Annotated in this window: 16 protein-coding genes; 6 read left to right on the top strand and 10 right to left on the bottom strand. The window is 57.9% G+C overall.

Annotation, left to right across the window (positions count from 1 at the left end; genetic code table 11):
• Positions 1 to 458 precede the first annotated feature (458 nt).
• Positions 459 to 2,240, top strand: coding sequence for a sensor domain-containing phosphodiesterase (locus F3I21_RS12305; RefSeq protein ID WP_150059020.1), 1,782 nt, complete (start codon positions 459 to 461; stop codon positions 2,238 to 2,240).
• Positions 2,241 to 2,357: 117 nt separating this feature from the next.
• On the opposite strand, the gene F3I21_RS12300 is transcribed toward F3I21_RS12305, so the two are convergent.
• From F3I21_RS12300 to malT, 3 genes are all read right to left on the bottom strand, one after another.
• Positions 2,358 to 2,645 carry a type II toxin-antitoxin system RelE/ParE family toxin gene (locus tag F3I21_RS12300; protein ID WP_021509424.1) on the bottom strand — a complete coding sequence of 96 codons (288 nt, stop codon included), beginning with the start codon at positions 2,643 to 2,645 and terminating at the stop codon, positions 2,358 to 2,360.
• Positions 2,645 to 2,884, bottom strand: coding sequence for a type II toxin-antitoxin system antitoxin RelB (relB, locus tag F3I21_RS12295; RefSeq protein WP_058759167.1), 240 nt, complete (start codon positions 2,882 to 2,884; stop codon positions 2,645 to 2,647). Before relB ends, F3I21_RS12300 begins: the two co-directional genes overlap by 1 nt.
• Positions 2,885 to 3,011: 127 nt before the next feature.
• Positions 3,012 to 5,714, bottom strand: a complete 2,703-nt coding sequence (malT, locus tag F3I21_RS12290) for an HTH-type transcriptional regulator MalT (protein WP_150059019.1) — start codon at positions 5,712 to 5,714, stop codon at positions 3,012 to 3,014.
• Between the two features lie 276 nt (positions 5,715 to 5,990).
• On the opposite strand from malT, the gene malP reads away from it, so the two are divergent.
• Together malP and malQ are read left to right on the top strand one after the other, a co-directional pair.
• Positions 5,991 to 8,393 carry a maltodextrin phosphorylase gene (gene malP, locus F3I21_RS12285; protein ID WP_150059018.1) on the top strand — a complete coding sequence of 801 codons (2,403 nt, stop codon included), beginning with the start codon at positions 5,991 to 5,993 and terminating at the stop codon, positions 8,391 to 8,393.
• Between the two features lie 8 nt (positions 8,394 to 8,401).
• Positions 8,402 to 10,471: a 4-alpha-glucanotransferase gene (malQ, locus tag F3I21_RS12280; RefSeq protein ID WP_150059017.1), complete on the top strand. Its 2,070-nt coding sequence runs from the start codon at positions 8,402 to 8,404 to the stop codon at positions 10,469 to 10,471.
• Positions 10,472 to 10,565: 94 nt separating this feature from the next.
• Here the strand turns inward: malQ and malM are convergent, their stop codons facing one another.
• The 3 genes from malM to malK all read right to left on the bottom strand — a co-directional run bounded on the left by malM (position 10,566) and on the right by malK (position 14,044).
• A complete protein-coding gene (gene malM, locus F3I21_RS12275) occupies positions 10,566 to 11,477 on the bottom strand; it encodes a maltose operon protein MalM (RefSeq protein WP_150059016.1) in 912 nt (303 codons plus the stop codon).
• Between the two features lie 114 nt (positions 11,478 to 11,591).
• The gene (locus F3I21_RS12270; RefSeq protein WP_058759162.1) at positions 11,592 to 12,893 is read right to left on the bottom strand and encodes a maltoporin; all 1,302 of its coding nucleotides are present in this window, start codon (positions 12,891 to 12,893) and stop codon (positions 11,592 to 11,594) included.
• A 41-nt stretch (positions 12,894 to 12,934) separates the two neighbouring features.
• The gene (gene malK, locus F3I21_RS12265; RefSeq protein ID WP_021509417.1) at positions 12,935 to 14,044 is read right to left on the bottom strand and encodes a maltose/maltodextrin ABC transporter ATP-binding protein MalK; all 1,110 of its coding nucleotides are present in this window, start codon (positions 14,042 to 14,044) and stop codon (positions 12,935 to 12,937) included.
• A gap of 361 nt (positions 14,045 to 14,405) precedes the next feature.
• On the opposite strand from malK, the gene malE reads away from it, so the two are divergent.
• The 3 genes from malE to malG are packed head-to-tail and all read left to right on the top strand — an operon-like array spanning position 14,406 to position 18,087.
• The gene (gene malE / locus F3I21_RS12260; protein ID WP_031280090.1) at positions 14,406 to 15,596 is read left to right on the top strand and encodes a maltose/maltodextrin ABC transporter substrate-binding protein MalE; all 1,191 of its coding nucleotides are present in this window, start codon (positions 14,406 to 14,408) and stop codon (positions 15,594 to 15,596) included.
• Between the two features lie 58 nt (positions 15,597 to 15,654).
• Positions 15,655 to 17,187: a maltose ABC transporter permease MalF gene (malF, locus tag F3I21_RS12255; RefSeq protein WP_150059015.1), complete on the top strand. Its 1,533-nt coding sequence runs from the start codon at positions 15,655 to 15,657 to the stop codon at positions 17,185 to 17,187.
• Positions 17,188 to 17,196: 9 nt separating this feature from the next.
• Complete coding sequence (malG, locus tag F3I21_RS12250) at positions 17,197 to 18,087, top strand: maltose ABC transporter permease MalG (protein ID WP_058759158.1); 891 nt, start codon at positions 17,197 to 17,199, stop codon at positions 18,085 to 18,087.
• Positions 18,088 to 18,222: 135 nt separating this feature from the next.
• Here malG and F3I21_RS12245 read toward each other — a convergent pair whose 3' ends face one another.
• The 4 genes from F3I21_RS12245 to F3I21_RS12230 all read right to left on the bottom strand — a co-directional run bounded on the left by F3I21_RS12245 (position 18,223) and on the right by F3I21_RS12230 (position 23,084).
• Positions 18,223 to 20,280 (bottom strand): pyrroloquinoline quinone-dependent dehydrogenase, encoded by a 2,058-nt coding sequence (locus tag F3I21_RS12245; protein ID WP_370515722.1) that lies wholly within the window; start codon positions 20,278 to 20,280, stop codon positions 18,223 to 18,225.
• A 31-nt stretch (positions 20,281 to 20,311) separates the two neighbouring features.
• Positions 20,312 to 20,695, bottom strand: a complete 384-nt coding sequence (locus F3I21_RS12240; protein WP_058781481.1) for a hypothetical protein — start codon at positions 20,693 to 20,695, stop codon at positions 20,312 to 20,314.
• A 349-nt stretch (positions 20,696 to 21,044) separates the two neighbouring features.
• A complete protein-coding gene (locus tag F3I21_RS12235) occupies positions 21,045 to 22,073 on the bottom strand; it encodes a methionine synthase (RefSeq protein ID WP_021509410.1) in 1,029 nt (342 codons plus the stop codon).
• Between the two features lie 27 nt (positions 22,074 to 22,100).
• Positions 22,101 to 23,084: a DUF1852 domain-containing protein gene (locus tag F3I21_RS12230; protein WP_150059013.1), complete on the bottom strand. Its 984-nt coding sequence runs from the start codon at positions 23,082 to 23,084 to the stop codon at positions 22,101 to 22,103.
• Between the last annotated feature and the right edge of the window lie 255 nt (positions 23,085 to 23,339).

The raw sequence follows: 23,339 nt of genomic DNA, 5'->3' as shown, positions 1-23,339 counted from the left end.
TGAACAATACGCTTATATAACATTAGCCGGGATAATAAATATACCGGCAGGTGCGTTTTTATCAGGATAATAATACGCAGCGATACTATTATTTTGCTCATTAATTATTAGAAAGCCAGCATTATTACCCGACTCATGCCTGCCAGAAATTAATAATGCCTTCATTCTCAGGAAGTAATGGCCTGCATGCTCTACTTAATTAGAGTTAGCAGAGAGGTCAGATAACCTGTTATTGCCAGACTGATAAAAATAATACGATAAATTATCAGAATCGTCGCTGCTTAAAAATTTCGTTAAAGAAAATAAAAATGACAGATGCCGGTGTTAAGCCTACCATGAGAAAGACCATTATAATATTTACGCTTATTAACCACGCCAGCGGCAGGGTGTTGCAGGCCGCATACTGAACTTTTTGCTGTTAAATTTCGCACCGGAACCAGGCCGGCGCGGAGGAAATTATGCTGATGAATTTCAACGGTGACGACGATCGCCGCGCACGGGCATTGAAGGCGCTGCGCAGTCGCGACGAAAGCCGTGACGACGTATTGCAAAACTTTGTCCGGCTGACCAGTCAGGCACTGGGTATTCCAGGTAGCTTTGTCTCCGTTCTGGATGATGAACATCAGCATATCTGCGCCGCCCATAATTTTGCGCTGGAGCACTCGTCCCGCGAGGACTCGCTGTGCCGCCACGCCGTTGACAGTGACGGCGCGGTAGTTATCTCCGACACCCTGCTGGATGCGCGTTTTGCCCGCCATCCGCTGATCATCGGTGCCCCTTTTATCCGCTTTTACGCCGGTGTGCCGCTCAGACATCGCGATGGCTATGTGCTGGGCACGCTGTGCGTCACGGACGTGGCGCCACACGCGTTCAGCGCTGATCAGGTGAAGGTATTACAGCTGCTGGCCGATCTGGTGATGTCCTTCCTCGAAGCGTGGCACTGCGCCGGCTTCACCGATCCGGTCACGGCACTGCCTAACCGCCAGCGCCTGATTCGCGACCTGCAGCGGCTGGCCTCCATCGGGGACCGAACGCCGCAGCGGCTGATCCTGATAGACTGCATTGATATGCCGCGCGCCTACGAGCTGGCGCGCTCCATGGGCATGGGGCCGGTGGAAAGCCTGCTGAAGCACGTCACCACGTTACTGCCTTTGCGCCTGCAGCCTGGTGCGGACGACATCATTTATACCGTCGCCACCGGGCGTTTTGCGATTCTCACCATGGATAACAGCCCGCTGACCGCCGCATCGGTGGCGGAAAACCTGGCAGGGATCAGCGCGGATTTGGACGCGGGCATCTCTGTCGCCCTCACCTGCTTTACCGGCGAAGTCATTTTCATTCCAGCAGAACTTCGCGCGCAGGAAGTGCTGCGCCGGGCGGTAAGTGCCCTGCATGAGGCGATTGGCAACCGGGTGCCCGCCATGAGCTTCAGCCTGGTGGCCGATCAGCGCCGCACTCAGGACTTTCTGCTGATGAACGATCTGGCTGCGGCACTGCAACAGGATCAGGGCCTGTGGCTGGCGTTCCAGCCGAAGATCTGCCTGAACAGTGGCCGGCCCGTTGGCCTGGAGGCACTGGTGCGCTGGCGGCATCCGCAGCGCGGCGAACTCGCTCCCGATCTGTTTATCCCGCTGGCGGAACAGACCGAGCTGCTCAGTGCCTTAACCAGCTGGGTGACCGACAAGGCGATCGCCAGGTTAAAACGCCTGCAGCACAGCCCCCTCCAGCTGCCGGTGACCATCAATATCAGCAGTCGCGACTTCTCAGATCCCGGTTTTGCCGATGCGCTGGAAATGAAAATGCTGCAGGCCCGCCTGCCGACCTCGCTGCTGGGCATTGAATGCCTGGAGACCGAGCAGATTATTAACAGTCCCGCGGCGCTACAGGGGCTGGAGATGCTGAAGCTGCGTGGGTTTGGCATCTCGCTGGATGACTTTGGCACCGGCTACAGCAATATCGGCTACCTGCGACGGATGCCGCTGGATGTGATCAAGCTTGATCGCGCGCTGATCAGCGAAATCGCCTCAGATACCGCGTCGCGGATTATCGCGCGCAGCATCATTACCATGCTGAAACAGCTGGATTACACCGTTCTGGCTGAAGGCGTAGAGAATGTCGACACCGTTGCCGCGCTGGCGGAGTACGGCTGCGATCAGGCGCAGGGTTACTTCTATGCGCGCCCGCTGCCGGAAAGCGAGCTGGATGCGTGGCTGACGCGCCAGCTTGCGGCACAACGCTGAGGTGTGGTTCAGTGTACGCCGGGGAGCGTCTGGAGCAGAGTCGTGGCAATACGATGACTCTGTTAGCTTAAAGCAGAATGATACTTCAAAGGTGAAACAGAAATACCTGGCTTAGTTTTAGAGAATGCGCTTCACGGCCTCGTTATAAACCTCCGCGCGTTCTCTTTTACCAACCGAAATCACGAAAACCACCACCTTCTCGTCTATCACCTGATAGACAAGGCGATAACCTGAAGACCTGAGCTTTATTTTGTAGCAGTCAGGCATACCGCGAAGCTTGTTCGCTTCAATACGGGGTGCCTCAAGTACTTCAGCCAGCTTTTTTTTTAATTGTTCACGTACCGTCGAGCCCAGCTTTCGCCATTCCTTTAGTGCCCGCTCGTCAAAATCCAGAAAATAGGCCATCAAAGGTCATCCAGCGTCACTCGAACTGGCTTAGGATTGCGAAGCCGCTCTTTCACTATTTCGACCAGCTCAGCATCTTCGTCGCTCAGCAGTGTCTGTTTGAACGGTAAACGTTCATTTTCGGCGATATACTCAAGCATGAGACGAAGCGCTTCAGAGGGAGTCACCCCCATTTTTTCAAGCGCAGCGTAAGAACGTGCTTTGAGTTCATCATCAATACGCAGGTTGATGCTGCCCATGTCCTACACCTCTTGTACATACAAATGTCATTACAAGTATTTCACTCCCTCATGCATATATCAAGTCATGCCCAGCGTTATACGCGCTCTGCGAGGTAATGAGATCCACCGCCACACGACTTCTGCCTTAAACGTAGCCCATCAGTTTCAGCATTGACTGCGCCTGGTGCATCGCTTCGGCGCGATGGGTGACGCCCAGCTTCTGGTACAGATTACGGATATGGGTTTTGATGGTGGTTGCCGCGACGTCCAGCTCGCCGGCGATCTGATCGTTGCTGTAGCCGGAATAGATCAGCCCCAGCACCTGCCATTCGCGCTGGGTCAGCGGACTGGTGCGAATCAGCTCCGGCACATCCGGGTGGTTCAACAGCCGGCTGACGAAGCCCTCATCGAAATGGGCAAACTTATGCCGGTGATACTTGTTGATCTCACTGAGAATGCGCCGGGCCCGATGCTGATCGAGTTCGCTCAGCGTATTGAGCTGAATTAACTGGCGCAGCTGCTGCGCCATCATTTCGCCCTCAATCACGAAGTGGCTGACGAAGCCGGTGCTGCGTGCCAGCTTCAGCGCTTCGAGCAGCGCCTGCTGCGCCTCCGCTTTGCGCGCGGTTTGCCAGTAGATTTGATTAAGCAGCAGCAGGTTACGGTTTAAATCACTCATCAGCCGCAGCGCATGCGCATTCTCATTCAGCTCATCGAGGATCACTTCGGCCTGGCTGAGGTTGCCCAGCAGGATCTGCGCCCGCGCCACATTGCGCCACTGGCCCTGCAAAAAATGATTGTTGGCAAAGGCGGGTTTATCGGTATGGCGCATCCAGTGGCTGGCGCTCTGCGCATCGCCCGTCATCTGCCAGTAGATCAGCCGCACTTTGTCGGCGTTGGCAATCCAGTCGCTGTGCAGCACGCCGTTATTCATCAGGTTTTCCAGCCGGCTGAGATAGCTGCGCGCATTATCCAGATTGCCGCGTGCCAGCGAGCACTGAATCAATAGCCCAAGGCACTGGATTTGCTGCTGGGGCGGATAGCCTTTCAGGACTTTGATGCCTGCGCGCGCGGCGTGTTCGGCCTCATCCAGCCGGCCCCACGCCCACATCAGCTGCGCACGGATGCGCAGTAAAAACTCGTGCAGCGGGATGTTCGCCAGATGCTGTTCACTCACCAGCACAAACGCTTTTTCCTGAATCTCCCACGCTGACTGTAAAAAGCCCTGCGCGAACAGGATTTCGCTCTGCTGAATCAAACTCCACAGCGCGTAGTGCCAGGCTTCATCGCGGCGCGCCATCTGTTCGGTTTGCCGCATCAGCGCCAGCGAGTTGGTCAGGTCACCTTTGCAATGCATCACTTCGCCGTGCACTGAGGTGGCCACAATGCGGCTGTAGCGACGCGTTTCCGGCAGCGTTTCCAGCGCCAGCCGTGCCAGCCGCTCTGCTTCGTCGGCGTTGCCGTGATTGATGGCCACCTGTGCGCGCACCGCATTGAATTCGCCCTGCAGCGCGGCGTCAATTTCGCAGTCGCAGCCTTCCTCAAAGCGCGCCAGCAGCCGGTTAACTTCAGAAAAGCGATGCTGGCTCTGCATCAACCAGGCCTGCAGCAGTACCAGTTTCGGACTGGCCAGCAGCGTGCGCCACGGCAGCGCATTCAGCGACTGCTCCAGCAGTGCCAGTTCGCTGCGGTTGAACAGCGTCCACGCATGCTGCAGCAGCACGTCGCGCAGCATATCGGTATCGCCGGACGCCAGCGCATGATGAATCGCCTCGCCGGGAAAACCTTGCGCCATCCAGCTTTGCGCGGCCGCGCGGTGAATGGCCGGTAGCTCGCTGGCCAGCTCCCATTCGCAGCGCTGACGCAAAAAGCTGCCGAACAGCGGGTGATAGCTGAACCACTGCCCTGAATCATCCATGCGCTGAATAAACAGCCCCTGACGTTCAATTTCTTCCAGCCGCATGCGCCCGTTGTCTTCACCGGTCACGCAGGCGACCAGCGCATCATTCATCGACTGCAATAACGCGCTTTTCAGCAAAAAATGGCGCGTGGCGGCATCGACGTTATCCAGCACTTCCTCGACCAGATAATCGGAAAGGTGGCTGGCATTAATACCGGAGAGCCGGCGAGCGGAGTCCTGCGCCGATGCCGCGCCCTGACGGGTGGACAGTGCGATCAGCTGTAACGCGGTCGCCCAACCTGCTACATCATCACACAGACGGTTGCTCTCATCCGGCGCGAGCGGCGCACTCAGGCGGCAGTCGAAGAACTGTTTCGCCTCCTGATGGGTGAAGGCCAGCTGCTGGCTGCCCAGCTCCAGCAGTTGTTCACGCACGCGCAGATTAGCAATACCCAACTGCGGCAGATTGCGGGACAGCACTACCAGCGTCAGGTTATCCGGCTGATGGCGCAGGAAAAAGCGCATCGCTTCATGCACGGCAGGATTGGTGATGTGATGATAATCATCGATGATCAGCCACAGCGGCTGCTGCCACGCGGCCAGCTCATTAAACAGCTGGGCGAACAGCGCATTGAGGTTCACGTACTGACGCTTTTGCGCCAGCGTCTCGCTGCGGCTGCATGCGCCGCGGGTAGCCTGCTGCAGCGCGGCGATCAGGTAATCGGCGAAGCGCTCCGGCTGATTGTCGCCCTCGTCTAATGAATACCAGCCCAGCTCGCTTTTATCAGCCGCCCACTGCGATACCAGCGTGGTTTTGCCGTAGCCCGCCGGGCTGGCAATCAGCACCAGCCGGTAATTCGCCGCTGCGCTGAGCTTTTGCAGCAGACGATCGCGGGTAACCGTGCTTTCAGGACGAACGGGACGACTCAGTTTTGAGGGTATCAACATGGGCGCACGCTTCTCCGTTAACGTTCAGCGCATCATTTTTTTACGCTTCGTAATTAATAGTCATACACGTTCGGAGATTCGGTTACTGAATGCAAGCGAACTGATTAGTTACGCTTTACAAAAGCGAGTGTTATCACACTCCTGCCGCGCTTTCAGATTTACCTCAGCCTCTCCACCCTCCCTGTCCTCCCCGTGGAATTTTTTACAGGAGGAGGTAGCCGCCTGGCGGCAGCGTCACACTGCCTGTAACCCTATTTATTCGACTGGAGTTTCCCTATGGCACTGCCCACATTTGACCCTGACCGTTTTTCTGCCGCGCTGGTGCGCCAGTGGCAACGTTTTGGCCTGCCGGATGCGCAGGAAATGAGCCCCGACCAGTGGTGGCACGCGCTGAGCGGCGCGCTGGCCGAACTGCTGGCGGATATACCGGTGCAGCCGGCCGCTGGCGGACAGCGCCACGTTAATTATCTGTCAATGGAGTTTCTGCTGGGCAGGCTGACCGGCAACAATCTGCTGAATCTCGGCTGGTACGACGGCGTTAAAGCGACGCTGGCCGCAGCAGGCGTGACGCTGAGTGACGTGCTGGAGCGTGAAACCGATCCGGCACTGGGCAACGGCGGTCTGGGACGGCTGGCCGCCTGTTTTCTCGATGCGATGGCGACCACCGGCCAGCCTGCGCTCGGCTATGGCCTGAACTACCAGTACGGTCTGTTTCGCCAGCATTTTGTCGGGGGCGCGCAGCACGAACAGCCGGATGACTGGCAGCGCGATCGTTATCCCTGGTTTCGCCACAACGCGGCGCTTGACGTGCAGGTCGGACTGGGCGGCAGCGTGACCACCATTGACGGCGTGGCGCACTGGCAGCCTGCTTTTGTTGTGCAGGGTGAAGCCTGGGATCTGCCGGTGGTCGGTTTCCGCAACGGCATCACGCAGCCCTTGCGTCTGTGGCAGGCAAAGCATGCCCGACCGTTTGATCTCCAGCGTTTCAATAACGGCGATTTTCTGCGTGCAGAACAGCAAGGCATTGAGGCGGAAAAACTGACCAAAGTGCTCTACCCGAATGACAACCATCAGGCAGGCAAAAAGCTGCGTCTGATGCAGCAGTATTTCCAGTGTGCCTGTACGCTGGCGGATATTCTGCGCCGTCATCAGGCGGCGGGACGATCCATCGAAACGTTAGCGGATTATGAAGTGATCCAGCTGAACGATACGCATCCGACGCTGGCCATCCCGGAGCTGTTGCGCCTGCTGCTGGATGAGCACCGGCTCAGCTGGCAGGACGCATGGCGCATTACCCAGCGCACCTTCGCCTATACCAACCACACGCTGATGCCGGAAGCGCTGGAGTGCTGGAACCTGCGCCTGGTGCGCAGCCTGCTGCCGCGCCATCTGATGATCATCAATACGCTCAATGCGCAGCTAAAACAGCAGGTTGAGGCGCGCTGGCCGGGTAATCAGGCGATCTGGTCAAAACTGGCGCTGGTGCACGATCAGCAACTGCGCATGGCAAATCTGTGCGTGGTCGGCAGCTTTGCAGTCAACGGCGTGGCGGCGCTGCACTCGCGGCTGGTGGTACAGGACCTGTTCCCCGAGTATCACGCGCTGTGGCCGGAGAAGTTTCACAATGTCACCAACGGCATCACGCCGCGTCGCTGGATCAACCAGTGCAATCCGGCGCTGGCGGCGCTGATCAACAAAACGCTGCAGCGTCCGTGGCTTAACGATCTCGATGCGCTGCAGGATCTGACGCCATTCGCCGATGACGCCGCCTTCCGCGCCGAATATCGCGCCATTAAGCAGCACAACAAGCAGGCACTGACAGAGTGGATCGCCGCCCGAACCGGCATTGCGGTGCAGCCTGATGCGCTGTTTGACGTCCAAATCAAGCGGCTGCACGAATACAAACGGCAGCACCTGATGCTGCTGCACATGATTGCGCTGTGGCAAACGCTGGTCAGCGATCCGCAGGCCAATCTGGCTCCGCGCGTGATGCTGTTTGGTGCCAAAGCGGCGCCGGGTTATGCGCTGGCGAAAAACATCATTTACGCCATCAATAAAGTAGCAGAGACCATTAACCACGATGCGCGCGTCGGCGACCGGCTGAAAATTGTCTTTATCCCTGATTACAACGTGTCGGTTGCCGAGCGCCTGATCCCGGCCGCCGATCTCTCGGAACAGATCTCTACTGCGGGCAAAGAAGCATCCGGTACCGGCAATATGAAGCTGGCGCTGAACGGTGCACTCACCATCGGTACGCTGGATGGGGCCAACGTTGAAATCGCGCAGCAGGTCGGTGAAGAGAATATCTTCATCTTTGGCCATACCGTAGAGCAGGTCAGCGCGCTGAAACAGGCCGGTTACTCGCCATTGAACTGGCGCAGTAAGGACGCGCAGCTGGATCGCGCGCTGACCGCGCTGGAAGATGGCACCTTCAGTAACGGCGACCGCACGGCGTTCAGCGATCTGGTCAACAGCCTGGGCGCGCAAGGCGGCGATCCTTATCTGGTACTGGCTGATTTTCGCCACTATCTCAACGTGCAGCAGCAGGTTGAAGCGCTGTGGGCCGATCCTGAGGCCTGGACGCGCGCCGCAATCCTCAATACCGCGCGTTGCGGCATGTTCAGTGCCGATCGCGCCATTCGTGACTATCAGCAACGTATCTGGCAGGCCAGCCGCTAAGGAACGCCATGAAACCCAAAGATGCTCTTGATCGCCGTGCTGACGCGCTTATTGCTGCGGAATATATTGATGCGCACGGAAAACCGCAGCAGATTTCTGCTCTTACCCATCAGCGTCTCGCTGCGCTGATGCAGGCCCCTGCGAACGGCTCCGCACCGCTGCCGCCGGTGGTGATTTTTTATGTCGGACAGCCACTGAGTCTGGCACCGGTGCTCAGCGCCGATGCGGAATGGCAGCTGACGAGCGAAAGCGGCGAAAACTGGTCCGGGCGCTGCCAGCCGGGTGAAGCGTTGGTGTTGCCCGCGTTGCCCGCCGGTTATCACCAGCTGACATTGACCCAGGAGTTACAGTGTCACTATTGCCCGATTATAGTGGCACCCCGCCGCTGCTACGAACCTGCGGAACTGCTGGCGGGCGAATCGCTGTGGGGCAGCTGTATTCAGCTGTATACGCTGCGCTCTGCGGCTAACTGGGGCATCGGGGATTTCGGCGATCTGCGGCAGATGATCGCTGAAACCGCGCGGCGCGGCGGCGCGTTTGTCGGGCTCAATCCGCTGCACGCGCTGTTTCCTGCCGCACCGGAGAGCGCCAGCCCTTACAGTCCCTCTTCCCGGCGCTGGCTCAACATCCTCTATATCGACGTAAGCGCCGTGGCAGATTTTGGCCTCAGCGACGCGGCGCAGGCCTGGTGGCAAGCTGAGAAGACGCAGCAGGCGCTCCGGTCAGCGCGAGACGCCGCGTGGGTGGATTACACTGCCGTCACCGGGCTTAAGTTGCAGGGACTACGGCTTGCCTGGCAGCAGTTTCGCCGGCGCACGGCAGATGATGGACAGGCGCAGGCGTTTGCGGAGTTTGTGCGTGCCGGGGGCGACAGCCTGCTGCATCAGGGGCTGTTTGATGCGCTGCACGCGGCGCGCAGCGCCCAGGATGGCACGGGTTATGGCTGGCAACACTGGCCGGGCGAATGGCAGCAGGCGAACAGTGCGGCAGTGCTGGCGTTCCGCATCGAGCACAGCGACGAGGTGCGTTTCTACATGTGGCTGCAGTGGCTGGCGGCAGAGCAATTCGCCGCCTGCTGGCAGCTGTGTCAGCAGCAGCAGATGGCGATCGGGCTGTATCGCGACCTGGCGGTGGGCGTGGCGGCGGATGGCGCGGAAACCTGGCGCGATCGGCAGCTTTACTGCCTGGACGCCAGCATTGGCGCGCCGCCGGATATCCTCGGTCCGCTCGGTCAGAACTGGGGATTGCCGCCGATGGACCCGCAGGTGATGGCCGCGCGCGGCTACGAGCCGTGGATCGCCCTGCTGCGCGCCAGCATGCGCGACTGCGGCGCGCTGCGCATTGACCATGTGATGGCGCTGCTGCGTTTATGGTGGATACCGAAGGACGAAAGCGCGGCGCACGGTGCCTATGTGCACTATCCGGTGGATGATTTGCTGGCGATTCTGGCACTGGAGAGCCAGCGCCATCGTTGCATGGTGATTGGCGAGGATCTGGGCACCGTGCCGGAAGCCATCGTTGATAAACTGCGCGACGCCGGGGTGTACTCCTACAAAGTGCTCTACTTTGAGCAGGAATCGCAGCGCCACTTCCGCGCGCCAGCGACGTGGCCGCGTCAGGCGATGGCCGTTACCACCACCCATGATATGCCGACGCTGCGCGGCTGGTGGCAAAGTGACGATTTGCGGCTGGGCAGTGCGCTGGGGCTTTACCCCGATCGGGCGATTCTCGCTGGCCTGTATCGCGATCGGCGCCTGGCTAAACAGGCGTTGCTGCGTACGCTGTTGCGCAGCGGTGACCTGCCGCCGCGCCGCCGCTTCCGGCGGGCCAGCGTCCGCATGAGTCATCAGCTTAGTCAGGCGATCCATCGCTATCTGGCCCGCAGCCAATGTGCGCTGCTCGGTTTGCAGCCGGAAGAGTGGCTGGATATGGCACTGCCGGTCAACGTGCCGGGCACCGTCGATCAGTATCCCAACTGGCGACGTAAACTGAGTGTAACTCTGGAAGCGATGGCGGAGGATGACAGGATCGATGCGTTGCTCACGGCGGTACAATCACGTCAGCGTCAGCGTAAGTAGCACGAAACCGACCTGCTGCGTGCAGGTCGGAGTGCCATAAAAAAGGTGCGCCGAAGCGCACCAGGTGGGGCAACTCAGCACTGTCGGGGCAGTTTCACCCCTTGCCTTTAACACTGCTGATAAAGGTTTGCCGCGCCGATGTCGATCCCAGACGCTCTGCTTCATCCAGCAGCTTCAGCGCTTTATCGATATTGCCCTGTTGCACCGCCTGACGAATGCTCTGATTGAAATAGCTTTCCGTCTCATTCACCAGCGGTGCCGGTTCAGGCGCTGGCGCGCGCGCCGTCGTGGCGGCCTTGGCCGGCCGGGTGCTGCCAACGGTGACAGCGGCAGGCGCGGCTGAGCCAAACAGCGGGCCAACCAGAATCGACGAGCCGGAACTGGTTGCTACTTTCAGTTTGATTTTGCCGTCGCGACTGTGACGCGCCACCGGATCGGGAATATCCGGTACCGCATGGCCGGTGCCTTTGGCATAAGCTTTGGCCGGATCCAGCAGCGTCGTGGTCTGGGTTAAATCCTGGTCGGTGGTGAACACCAGCAAATAGATCTTCTGCTGGCCCGGCACCGGCGTCAGCTTCATCACCCCTTCCAGCCGGTCGGCGCTCATCACGCCGGGCTGCTGATAGCTAAAGAAGCGGCTCGGAAACCACGCGGCCGGCTGCAGGTTTTCATCCAGTACCAGCACATTGGGCGCAAAGACCTGATTGTGTACCACCTCGCTGCTTAGCGTAACCGTCAGCTCGCCCTGATTGGCAGGCAGGCTGTAAGCCGCGATGGCCCCTGTTAAGCCACGTACATCCAGCGGCGTTGCGCTTTGTGTCAGCGTGGTGGTTTGTGCACGCGTTGCATCCACCGGCTGCCAGCTGAGCTGCTGCAGCCGGGCGGTGGGAATGGCGGGTGCCGCGGAAAGATCCTGCGGTACCAGATTGATGTCGGCCTGAACTGGCATAATGACGCCGGTCAGCAGCGCGCTGCTCAGGCAGAAGGCGATAAGATGTTTTTTCATTGTGTTATCCCAACAAGTTGTCAGGCAGCGGCGTAGGCCAGGCAATGGCCGCCGCTGTCCGAAAACGCCGTGCGTCTGCCGCACGGCGGATGTTTGCTTAACCTGCGCAGCGCCTTACCACCAGATTTCCATCTGTGCGCCGAAGGTCCACTCATCGTTGTCGCCACGGCTGTTGGTGAACAGACCGTTGCCGCTGCTGTCCGCCGCGGCCAGCGACGTGATATCGCCGGAGGCGTCTTTGCTGTAGCCCCACTTCTCATCCCATTTGGCGTAGGTGGCGAACAGGCGCAGCGCCGGACGTGACCAGATGCTGTCGCCAGCCTGCCACTGTTGCGCCAAGGTAATTTTGTACTGGCCGTTGCGTTCGCTGACCTGCTGTGACTTAACGTTGTCATAGCCTACTTCCAGCAGGGTGCTCATGATCGGCGTCCATTTGTACATAGGACGTACGCCGACGGTGTACCACTCGGTTCCGCGGTTGTTATCCAGATCGACGTTCTGGTACATCGCCACGTACATCAGATCCCAGCGATCGGCCAGCGAGATCGCACCGTGATCGAGGATGCGGTACATATTACCGTTGTTATTGATGTTGCTGCCCTGCGGCAGGCCTTTGCCCTGCGAGGTCAGCGCATCAGTGGCGTACTGCAGCACAAACTTGTTGTAGCCTTTCAGCATGCTCTGCGTGTGTTCCGCGGTGAACATCCAGCCATCTTTCGACGCGCCGTCGTCTAAGCGATAGCCGTCACGCGCGTTGGCGCGGCCATAGTCGACACCCAGTTCCAGCACGCCATTGGGGTTAGTTTCCAGGCCGGCGAGACGCACATCAAAAACGTCATTGGCGGTACTGGTGGCGTAATCACGGATCTGGTCACTGGAGAAGGTGTAAGAGCCGCCCGCTTCGGAAGAGCGTGTCGCGGCGAACGAGAGCTTACCAAACCCGAGATCGACATCTTCCAGACCGGCGCCCGGACCGGAGATATCCCAGTAGTAGAAGTCGATCATGTGAACATCATGACGCTGATAAAAGCGTTTACCGGCCCAGATGGTGGAACCCGGCAGCGCATCGATCAGGTTTTTACCTTTAACGTTGGCTTCACGGAAGGCCGGTGAGGTCGCTTCCCAGTCATTCTGCTGGGAAACGGAATAGGCGACGTTGGTATCGAAATAGAAACTTTTATCGCCCTCTTTCCACACTTCCTGACCCAGTTTCAGTTCAGCATAGGTTTCACATTCGTTGCCCAGACGGTATTTGCTTTGCGCGCCGGTAGCCTGAAAGCACTGTTGCTCACCGCCGCTGCCGGTCCAGCCGATACCCGAACGGGCGTAACCCGTAAAATCGACCGCCATGGCTTGAGCGGAGAGCGTACCCGCTGCGATGGCAATCGCGACGGGAAGTTTGCGCAGAGTTAACATTTTCTATCTCCTGAGGTCATTGCTTTTATTGTTTTGCAGGGCTAAACACCGGGTTCCTGATGCAGCCTGCGGCAGGCGCTCCCGTCCTCGCGGAACAGGTGACAACGCTCCGGCGGCAGGCCAATACCCATCAGGGCGCCCTCTTCTACCAGCACCACGTCCTCCTGGCGGTACACCAGGTTCTGACGAATGGCGGGGATCTGGATATGGATCTGCGTCTCGTGGCCGAGCTGCTCAACCACCTGCACTTCGCCCTCCAGCGTGACATCGGCGATGTCGCTGGAGAGCAGATGTTCCGGACGAATACCCAGCGACATGTTGCTGCCGATCTGGACGCCGGCGCTCTCCACCGGCAGCCATACAAGCTGATCGTTGGGCAAGCGCACCTGCACCTGATCGATGGCGGTGGCGGTCACTTTGACGGGCAGAAAATTCATGCGCGGCGAGCCGATAAAGCCGGCAACGAAGCGGTTAGCGGGATAGTGATAGAGTTCGAGCGGCTTACCGACCTGGGCGATGCGACCGGCGTCCAGCACCACGATCTTGTCGGCCAGCGTCATCGCTTCGATTTGATCGTGCGTAACGTAAATCATGGTGCGCTTCAGGCGTTTATGCAGGCGTGAGATTTCAATGCGCATCTGTACGCGCAGCGCGGCATCAAGATTGGACAATGGCTCGTCGAGCAGAAACACACGCGGTTCGGCCACCAGCGTGCGCCCGATGGCCACGCGCTGCCGCTGTCCGCCCGATAGCGCTTTGGGTCGCCGTTCCAGCAGGTGCGCCAGCTGTAACACCTCCGCCACCTGATTGACGCGCTGCTGGATCTCAGCACGCTTTACGCCAGCCAGCTTCAGGCCAAACGACATGTTTTCGGCCACCGAAAGGTGCGGATAAAGGGCGTAAGACTGAAACACCATGCCGATACCGCGCTCAGCGGGCGGAACATCGTTCATACGCTGACCGCCAATCAGCAGATCGCCGCGAGTGATGGTTTCCAGGCCGGCGATCATGCGTAACAGCGTTGATTTGCCGCAGCCGGATGGACCGACGAACACCACAAATTCCCCTTCGCCGATCTCCAGATTGATGTCTTTTGATACCTCGGTATCACCCCAGGCCTTGGTGACATGGTGTAACGCAACGCTCGCCATGATGCTTTCCTCTTCGCAGGCTCATGCTTGCCTGCAGCACCGCAGGCAGACTCCGGCGACCACTATGGGCAGGCGCAGACGGCGCAACATCCTCCACCGTGTGGGTTTTTACTGGGGGATGAGGCGGGAGGAGGAGTACGCGCCCCCTAGCCGCGCCGGTGCGACGTTCACGGCAATTTTGTGAGCTGTCACGCAGAGCTGACGCATCAATAGTGTGCGCCAGCGCGTATTAAGGCGCTGTTTTGCAAGCGCGATCACGGCTTAGTGCTGTTGGGCGTAGAGCGCAGGAGGATGAGGAAATGGCATAACGCCGCACAATGATGCCACTGATGATTTCCGCTTCCGCTAACAGGATGGAGTTATGACAATGAAAACCGGCGCACGCGTTCTGGCCCTTTCCGCCCTTACGGCCGTACTGTTTTCGGCTTCGGCCGTGGCCAAAATTGAAGAAGGTAAACTGGTCATCTGGATCAACGGTGATAAGGGCTATAACGGCCTCGCCGAGGTAGGCAAAAAATTCGAGCAGGACACCGGTATCAGCGTGACGGTTGAACATCCTGACAAAATGGAAGAGAAATATCCGCAGGTCGCCGCGACGGGTGACGGGCCGGACATCATCTTCTGGGCGCACGATCGCTTTGGCGGCTATGCCCAGTCAGGACTGCTGGCCGAAGTCACACCGGATCAAAACTTCCAGCAAAAACTGTTTCCGTTTACCTGGGATGCAGTGCGCTTCAACGGCAAGCTGATTGGCTATCCGGTTTCTGTGGAGTCGCTGTCGCTGATTTACAACAAAGATCTGCTGCCCACCCCACCGAAAAGCTGGGAAGAGATGGCGGCGCTGGATAAGCAGCTGCGCGCCAAAGGCAAGAGCGCCATCATGTTTAACCTGCAGGAACCCTATTTCACCTGGCCGCTGCTGGCCGCCGGTGGCGCCTATGCTTTCAAAAAGACCGATAGCGGCTATGACGTGAAAGATACCGGCGTCGACAACGCCGGCGCGAAAGCAGGCATGCAGTTCCTCGTCGATCAGGTGAAAGCCAAAATCCTTAATGCCGATACTGACTATTCGATTGCCGAAGCGGCCTTCAATAAAGGACAAACCGCGATGACCATCAACGGTCCGTGGGCGTGGAGCAATATCGACAAAAGCGGCATCAATTACGGCGTTACGCTGTTACCGACGCTGAACGGCAAGCCGACCAAAACCTTTGTCGGCGTACTGAGCGCGGGCATCAACGCGGCCAGTCCTAATAAAGAGCTGGCCAAAGAGTTTCTGGAAAATTACCTGCTGACTGACGCCGGTCTCAACGCGGTTAACAAGGACAAGCCGCTGGGCGCGGTCACCCTGAAGTCATTCCAGCAAACGCTGGAGAAAGACGCGCGCATCGCCGCCACCATGAGCAATGCGCGTAATGGCGACATCATGCCTAACATCCCGCAGATGGCTGCCTTCTGGTATGCGATGCGCACCGCGACGCTGAATGCGCTGAGTGGTCGTCAAAACGTCGATGCGGCGCTGAAGGATGCGCAGGCGCGTCTCAATAAGTAATGCTGTTACGGAGCCGACGGCTGTCGGCTCGCCACTGGCTGTTAAGGAACACCGTATCATGTCAGGAATACCGCAAAAGAGACGGCACAGCCTGGTGCTGCGCAGCCTGCTGGTCGGGATCGGCTGTCTGCTGGTCGGCTACCTTCTGGTGCTGATGTATGCTCAGGGTGAATACCTGTTTGCGCTGCTCACGCTGGTAGTCAGCGCGGCAGGCCTGTGGATTTACACCAACCGGCGCGCCTATGCCTGGCGCTATGTGTATCCGGGACTGGCCGGCATGGCGCTATTCGTCCTGTTTCCACTGGCCTGTACCGTCGCCATTGCCTTCACCAACTACAGCAGCACCAATCAGCTCAGTGAGGCGCGCGCGCAGCAGGTGCTGCTGAGTCGCCAGTATCAGGCCGGGGACGCGATGAACTTCGCGCTCTATTCGCAGGGCGATCGCTGGCAGCTGGCGCTCAGCACAGGCGAAAACAGCTTTCTGTCTGCGCCGTTTACGCTGGGTGGTGAACAGCAGCTCAGCCTCACGCCAGCCGCGCTGCCCGCCACCGCGCGCGCCAGCTTAAAAACCATCACCCAAAACCGTCAGGCGCTGAGTCAGTTAACTGCCCGACTGCCGGACGGTCGCGAGCTGGTGATGAGTTCGCTGCGCCAGTTTTCCGGCACGCGGCCGCTGTACGTGCTGGACGCACCGGAACAGCTGAGAAATCAGCAAAACGGCGCCCGCTATCAGGCCAACCGGGACACGGGGTTCTATCAGCAGATCAATGCCGATGGCAGCTGGGCCAGCGAACAGCTCAGCCCCGGCTTTACCGTTGGCGCAGGCTGGAAAAACTTTGCCCGCGTGTTCACCGACGAAGGCATTCAGAAACCGTTCCTGGCGATATTTGGCTGGACGCTGCTGTTTTCGCTGTTGACCGTGCTGCTGACGGTCGCGGTGGGCATGGTGCTGGCGTGTCTGGTGCAGTGGGAAGCGCTGCGGGGCAAGGCCATCTATCGCGTGATGCTGATTCTTCCCTACGCGGTACCGGCATTCATTTCGATACTGATTTTCAAGGGGCTGTTTAACCAGAGTTTTGGCGAAATCAACGTCATGCTCAATGCGCTGTTTGGCTTCAAGCCAGCGTGGTTCAGCGATCCGACGCTGGCGCGCGCCATGCTGGTGATCGTCAATACCTGGCTGGGTTATCCCTACATGATGATCCTGTGCATGGGCTTGCTCAAGGCGATCCCGGACGATCTTTATGAAGCGTCCGCGATGGATGGTGCCGGGCCGCTGCAGAATTTCTTTTTGATTACGCTGCCGCTGCTGCTGAAACCGCTACTGCCGCTGATGATCGCCAGCTTTGCTTTTAACTTTAATAACTTCGTGCTGGTGCAGCTGCTGACCAATGGTGGCCCCGATCGACTCGGCACCACTACGCCGGCGGGCTACACCGATCTGCTGGTCAACTACACCTGGCGCATCGCCTTTGAGGGCGGCGGCGGTCAGGACTTCGGCCTGGCGGCAGCCATCGCCACGCTGATCTTCCTGCTGGTCGGTGCGCTGGCGGTGATTAACCTGAAAGCGCTACGCATGAAGTTTGATTAAGGAGGCGTTATGGCCATGGTACAACCGAAATCGCAGAAGCTGCGTCTGCTGCTGACGCATCTGCTGCTGCTGCTGTTTATCGCGGCAATCCTGTTCCCGCTGCTGATGGTGATTGCCATCTCGCTGCGCAGCGGCAATTTCGCCACCGGCAGTCTGATCCCGGAACAGATTTCATGGGAACACTGGCGGCTGGCGCTTGGATTCAGCGTTACTCATGCCGATGGTCGCGTGACGCCACCGCCCTTCCCGGTGCTGCTGTGGCTGTGGAATTCGGTGAAGATCGCCGCCATCAGCGCACTGGGGATTGTGGCGCTCTCGACCACCTGCGCCTACGCGTTTGCCCGCATGCGCTTCGCCGGTCGCGCCAGTTTGCTTAAGGGCATGCTGATTTTTCAGATGTTCCCGGCGGTACTATCGCTGGTGGCGCTCTATGCGCTGTTTGACCGGCTGGGGCAATATCTGCCGTTTCTCGGCCTCAATACCCACGGCGGCGTGATTTTCGCCTATCTGGGCGGCATCGCGCTGCACGTCTGGACCATTAAGGGCTATTTCGAAACCATCGATGGTTCGCTGGAGGAAGCGGCGGCGCTGGATGGTGCCACGCCGTGGCAGGCGTTTCGTCTGGTGTTGCTGCCACTTTCGGTGCCAATCCTCGCGGTAGTGTTTATCCTGGCGTTTATCGCTGCGGTCACCGAAGTACCGGTCGCCTCGCTGCTGCTGCGCGACGTCAACAGCTATACCCTCGCGGTCGGGATGCAGCAGTATCTTAATCCGCAGAACTATCTGTGGGGCGATTTCGCCGCGGCGGCTGTGCTGTCCGCCATTCCCATCACGCTGGTGTTTTTACTGGCGCAGCGCTGGCTGGTGAGCGGACTGACGGCGGGCGGTGTAAAAGGGTAAAGATTCATCAGTACCACTGCTTCCTCAACGGCAACCACCTGTTGAGGTTTTGGCGGCCAATGGCCGCCGTTTTTATTGCAGGCATAAAAAAAAGTGGAGCGCTGTGGCCCCACTCTGTTTGCTGACTGCGCTGTATTATTCCGGCAGTGCGTAAACCACCACCTGATCGCCAACCTGATCCTTCAGGATGGTGTTACCACCGGCGACAAAGGCGACATATTGGCGGCCTTTATATTCATACACCGAGGGGTTGGCAACCGCAGGCGCTTCAACCTGATCGGACCACAGCTCTTCGCCGCTATCCAGTGAATAGGCGCGTACTTTGGCATCCATTGAGGCGCCGATAAAGATCACACCGCCGGCGGTGACTGCCGGACCGCCAATGGTTGGCGAGCCCCAGCTTTCCGGCATGAAGAAGCCGTACTGCTGCGACGCGCCGACCGGACGACGCCATTTCACATCACCGGTGTGCATATCGAGCGCAACGATCTCGCCAAACGGCGGCTGCCAGCACGGCATGCCGAGCCAGTTGTTCGCCACCATCAGGCTCAGGCCGTAAGGCGCGCCTTCCTGCGGGGCGAAACCACTCTCGTTGCCCGAGCCGTTGTCGGCCTTGTCGTAATCGGCGCGGCTGTACAGCTTCACGTATTGCACGATGTGTGAGGTGTTCACAATGGCGATCTGTTTTTGCGGATCGAACGCCACGCCGCCCCATTGCACGCCGCCCGCGCTGTCCGGATAGGTCAGTGCGCCTTCGCCTTGGGTGGTTAGTGGTGTGTACATGCCGTCATAGCTCAGCTTATCCCACAGGCGTGAGCACTGACCGGCGCCAACAATATCGGCCAGCTTCCAGATCGCCGGTTTTTTGGATTGATCCAGCAGCGGTGCCGGTTTGGTCGGGAATGGCTGGGTTGGCGACAGTTTCTCGCCCTGCACTGAACCATCGCCCTGCGGCACCGGACGCTCCTCAATCGGCCAGACATCTTCACCAGTCAGGCGATTCACCACAAACAGGAAGCCCTGCTTGGTGGCCTGAATCAGCGCCGGAATCTGCCTGCCGTTCACGGTAATGTCCATCAGCGTCGGTGCTGAGTTGATGTCGTAATCCCACACATCATGATGCACCCACTGTCGCGACCACACCACTTTGCCGGTATTCACATCCAGCGCAGTCGTGGAGGTGCCGAGCGGAATTGGATCGACGCGGTTGCCGCCCCAGTAGTTTGGCGAAGGTGATGACACCGGCAGATAAACCAGGCCATGCGCTTCGTCGGCCGACATGTGGGTCCAGACGTTAGCCGTACCGGTGCGCTGGCGAATGCTGGCCGGGATGGCGTCAAAAGTCCATTCACGTGCCCCGGTCTGCGCGTTGATTGAAAACACCGTGCCCGGCGGCGCTTCTGCGTAAGCCCAGTCTTTGCCCGCCCAGCCAACGATCAGGTGATCACCCACCACCGTCGGCGGCTGGAGCAGGGACAGCGGGAATTTAGCGTTAACCGTATTCCACTGATTGACGTTGAGCACGCCCTTAACTGCAAAGTTTTCGCACGGCTTGCCGGAATCGGCATCCAGTGCGTACAGCTTGCCGTCAACGGTGCCCATATAAACGATTTTCTGGCAGGCCTGACCCGCCTGCGGATTTTTCGCCTGCCAGTAAGAGACGCCACGATTTTTCAGTACCGGCTGGGTCAGCGCCTGACGTGGCGATTTAGTATCGTAGTGCCACTTCTCCTTGCCGGTGCCCGGATCCAGCGCAATCAGCCGATCAAATGGCGTGCCGATGTACAGCGTATCGTTGGCAAAAATTGGCGTGGCGGACCAGACGGTCGCTGGCGTGTCGCCCTTGCCATCCGAAACGTCACCGGTGTGAAACTCCCAGATTTTTTTCAGCTTGCTGACGTTGTCAGCAGTGATTTGTTTCAGTGGGCTGTATTTCTGCGCGTTGAGCTGGCCGTGAAAACTGTCCCACGTCGCCGTGGAGGGCACCAGCGGCGTGGCCGGCTGGCTGGCAGAGGCCACTTTCTCGCCGTCGCGCTTGCCGCTGGAGACATCATCAGTGGCGTGCGTGGTGCCGGGCGCCTGCTGATCGGCCGCATCCACGTTGAGTTTCTCCTGCGTACCCATCGACGCCTCAGCGGCTTTATCTTCGGCGCGCAGCGTGGCAGGTGCCATCAGCAGCGCCAGGGCGGTCATGCCGACTTTGAGCAGCGGAATGTATTTTTCATTATGCACGGTTAGCTCCTTGTGCAGTGGCGTGGCGAACGCGATGCGCCGGGTTGCACGCCAGCATAATCAGACCAATCAGGCCGATGACCATCGCCAGCGTAATGATCCCCTGATGCAGCAGCGCGGCAGCAAAACCGATCGCGCATAGCAGCAGCAGCGTGATGACGATCAGGAAAATGCGCCCGGCACGGCCGGTGGCCGCGCGCAGCAGGAAGGTCAGCACCGCCAGAACGACGCTGGCAATAGCGACGCCCAGCGCGCCAATGGTGCCGGTGACACCGGTGAGTGGCGTGAGCCAGGCATACAGCGCGACGGCAAAGCCGATGAGTGCCGCCAGCAGCAGCAGTAAACTGCCCAAACGGGAGGATTGAGATTGCAACATACCAGGAAGTCCCTTGAGGATGAAAGCACGGAAAACAGCGTGTACTGATGAGTCAATGCGGCTGTTGTTCACACAGGCTGGTTGAATTAACGTCAGCGCAGCGTGAAAAGCAGCGGCATATATCACTTCGCGTTGCTGAGTATAGACGATGATATTCAGGCTGCCCGCCGGATTAGAGGCAGAGAATGAATCCGGTATAAATGGGGGATTTATGACCGTCGCCGCCGGGTGTTTTACAGGATTATTTAGCGAGGCCAGCGAGTCAGGCAGGGAAGTTAATTACAAACGCTCAGTCGGCAGGATATTTAAATCCTGCCGACTGAGTCAGAGACAAATAAGGCGTTACGCGTTAGCCCTGCAGTTCCTTCCGCACAATCTCCGCGCCGGCACTTAATGCCTGCAGCTTGCCGTAAGCCACATGACGCGACAGTGGCGTCATGCCACAGTTGGTGCTTGGATAGAGTTTATCGGCATCTACAAACTGCAGCGCTTTACGCAGCGTGGCAGCCACTTCTTCCGGTGTTTCGATGGTGTTGGTGGCGACATCAATCGCGCCAACCATGACTTTTTTACCGCGAATCAGTTCAATCAGATCCATCGGCACGCGTGAGTTCTGACACTCCAGCGAAACGATATCGATACCGGAACTCTGCAGTTTAGGGAAGATCTCCTCATACTGGCGCCACTCGGTACCCAGCGTTTTCTTCCAGTCGGTGTTAGCTTTGATGCCGTAGCCGTAGCAAATATGCACTGCGGTTTCACATTTAAGGCCTTCAATGGCTCTTTCCAGAGCGGCAATGCCCCAGTCATTCACCTCGTCGAAAAAGACGTTAAACGCGGGCTCGTCGAACTGAATAATATCGACGCCAGCGGCTTCTAATTCGCGCGCTTCCTGGTTGAGAATTTTAGCGAATTCCCAGGCCAGCTTCTCACGGCTTTTATAGTGATCGTCATACAGCGTGTCGATCATGGTCATCGGGCCAGGCAACGCCCATTTAATTGGACGCTGCGTCAACTGACGCAGGTATTTGGCATCATCGACAAAGACCGGTTTCTGCCGGCTCACTTCGCCCACCACGCCGGGTACGCTGGCATCATAGCGATTACGGATGCGCACCGTTTTGCGATTTTCAAAGTCAACGCCGTTAAGATGTTCGATAAAGGTGGTGACGAAGTGCTGGCGCGTTTGCTCACCGTCGCTGACGATATCAATACCGGCCTGCTGCTGGTCGTCCAGACATAAACGCAGCGCATCCTGTTTGCCCTGAATCAGCTCATCGCCCTGCAATTTCCACGGCGACCATAATGTCTCTGGCTGCGCCAGCCAGGAGGGTTTCGGTAAGCTGCCAGCCGTTGACGTCGGTAATAATGTTTTCATTAATCAATAACCTTATTTATTCGTTAATCAAAGAGCGAAATGATCAGACCACTGTTTCAGAATGCTGTGGTAAGGCTTAATAAATTGCTCTTCGGTAAATTTACCCTGCTCAATCGCCAGGCGGGTACGCTCTTCGCGATCGTAAACAATTTTGGTCAGCGAGTGATCCTGATGATACAGGTCTGGCTGATATTCAATGCCCGCCGGTGAGTTCGCATTGTAAATCTCCGGGCGGTAAATTCGCTGGAAAGTTTCCATGGTACTGATGGTGCTGATCAGCTCCAGGTTACTGTAATCACTGAGCAAATCACCGGCGAAGTAGAAGGCGAACGGCGCCACGCTGTTGGCCGGCATGAAATAGCGCGCCCTGAGTCCCATTTTGGCGAAATAGAGATCGGTCAATGAAGATTCATTTTGCTGATATTCAATGCCCAGCACCGGATGCTGATTACCGGTACGACGGTAAATATTTTTGCTGGAGACGCTGAGGCAAATGACCGGCGCTTTGCGGAAGTTGGCTTTATACGTCTCTGAGTTGACAAAATGGCGGAAAATATTGCCGTGCAGCACGCCGAAGTCATCCGGGATACTGAAACCTGAACGGCCTTTATTATGCTCGGACAGCAGAACGCTGAAATCATAATCACGCACATACGAAGAGAAATTGTTACCGGTGATGCCTTCAATGCGCTCACTGGTTTTTTTATCAACGATATTGGTTTTCAGGATCTCAATCGCCGGAAAGCTTTTGCCCTCGCCGCCTGCACCCAGATTCATCTCCACAGAGATAATATCCAGTTCAACCGCATAGCGATCGCCTTTCGGGTTGTCCCAGTTCGCCAGCGAATTGAAACGGTTGTTCATCATGATCAACGCGTTGCGCAGATTCTCTTCACGATTGCTGCCGCGCGCCAGGTTGGCAAAATTGGTGGTAATGCGCGTATCTTTGGAGGGATTGTAATTCTCATCGAAGCGCGTGCTTTTTATACTAAAAGTAAAATCATTTTTCATCGCGAGCGGGCATCCTGATTTCTGCTTGCAACCTGAAGCGGGTCTCTCCTTTGCAGGATTTTCCAAATCGTTTACAGGATTGCAAATTCAGCAGTGGTCATATTGTCGAAAATATTTAACATGACCTTAGTTATGCCAGAGTCCCCGCGTGAGGAAAAGTGATTAAATTTCAAAGCAAGATGAGCTAACTTCATGTTGCCTGCACCAGCCTCGCGCTGAAGTAAAATAGGTCGCGCTTGCGCAAAAAACCTGCAA

The organism is Pantoea sp. B_9, assembly GCF_008632015.1.
Taxonomy (GTDB): Bacteria; Pseudomonadota; Gammaproteobacteria; order Enterobacterales; family Enterobacteriaceae; genus Pantoea; species Pantoea dispersa.
Note: the sequence above shows the minus strand (reverse complement) of the source record. Positions and strands in the feature narration are given on the sequence as shown.

Bases quoted from the DNA above. Each gene is read 5' to 3' on its own strand.
- F3I21_RS12305 (WP_150059020.1), top strand. From the start codon at position 459: ATGCTGATGAATTTCAACGGTGACGACGATCGCCGCGCACGGGCATTG.
- F3I21_RS12300 (WP_021509424.1), bottom strand. From the start codon at position 2,645: ATGGCCTATTTTCTGGATTTTGACGAGCGGGCACTAAAGGAATGGCGA.
- relB (WP_058759167.1), bottom strand. From the start codon at position 2,884: ATGGGCAGCATCAACCTGCGTATTGATGATGAACTCAAAGCACGTTCT.
- malT (WP_150059019.1), bottom strand. From the start codon at position 5,714: ATGTTGATACCCTCAAAACTGAGTCGTCCCGTTCGTCCTGAAAGCACG.
- malP (WP_150059018.1), top strand. From the start codon at position 5,991: ATGGCACTGCCCACATTTGACCCTGACCGTTTTTCTGCCGCGCTGGTG.
- malQ (WP_150059017.1), top strand. From the start codon at position 8,402: ATGAAACCCAAAGATGCTCTTGATCGCCGTGCTGACGCGCTTATTGCT.
- malM (WP_150059016.1), bottom strand. From the start codon at position 11,477: ATGAAAAAACATCTTATCGCCTTCTGCCTGAGCAGCGCGCTGCTGACC.
- F3I21_RS12270 (WP_058759162.1), bottom strand. From the start codon at position 12,893: ATGTTAACTCTGCGCAAACTTCCCGTCGCGATTGCCATCGCAGCGGGT.
- malK (WP_021509417.1), bottom strand. From the start codon at position 14,044: ATGGCGAGCGTTGCGTTACACCATGTCACCAAGGCCTGGGGTGATACC.
- malE (WP_031280090.1), top strand. From the start codon at position 14,406: ATGACAATGAAAACCGGCGCACGCGTTCTGGCCCTTTCCGCCCTTACG.
- malF (WP_150059015.1), top strand. From the start codon at position 15,655: ATGTCAGGAATACCGCAAAAGAGACGGCACAGCCTGGTGCTGCGCAGC.
- malG (WP_058759158.1), top strand. From the start codon at position 17,197: ATGGCCATGGTACAACCGAAATCGCAGAAGCTGCGTCTGCTGCTGACG.
- F3I21_RS12245 (WP_370515722.1), bottom strand. From the start codon at position 20,280: ATGACCGCCCTGGCGCTGCTGATGGCACCTGCCACGCTGCGCGCCGAA.
- F3I21_RS12240 (WP_058781481.1), bottom strand. From the start codon at position 20,695: ATGTTGCAATCTCAATCCTCCCGTTTGGGCAGTTTACTGCTGCTGCTG.
- F3I21_RS12235 (WP_021509410.1), bottom strand. From the start codon at position 22,073: ATGAAAACATTATTACCGACGTCAACGGCTGGCAGCTTACCGAAACCC.
- F3I21_RS12230 (WP_150059013.1), bottom strand. From the start codon at position 23,084: ATGAAAAATGATTTTACTTTTAGTATAAAAAGCACGCGCTTCGATGAG.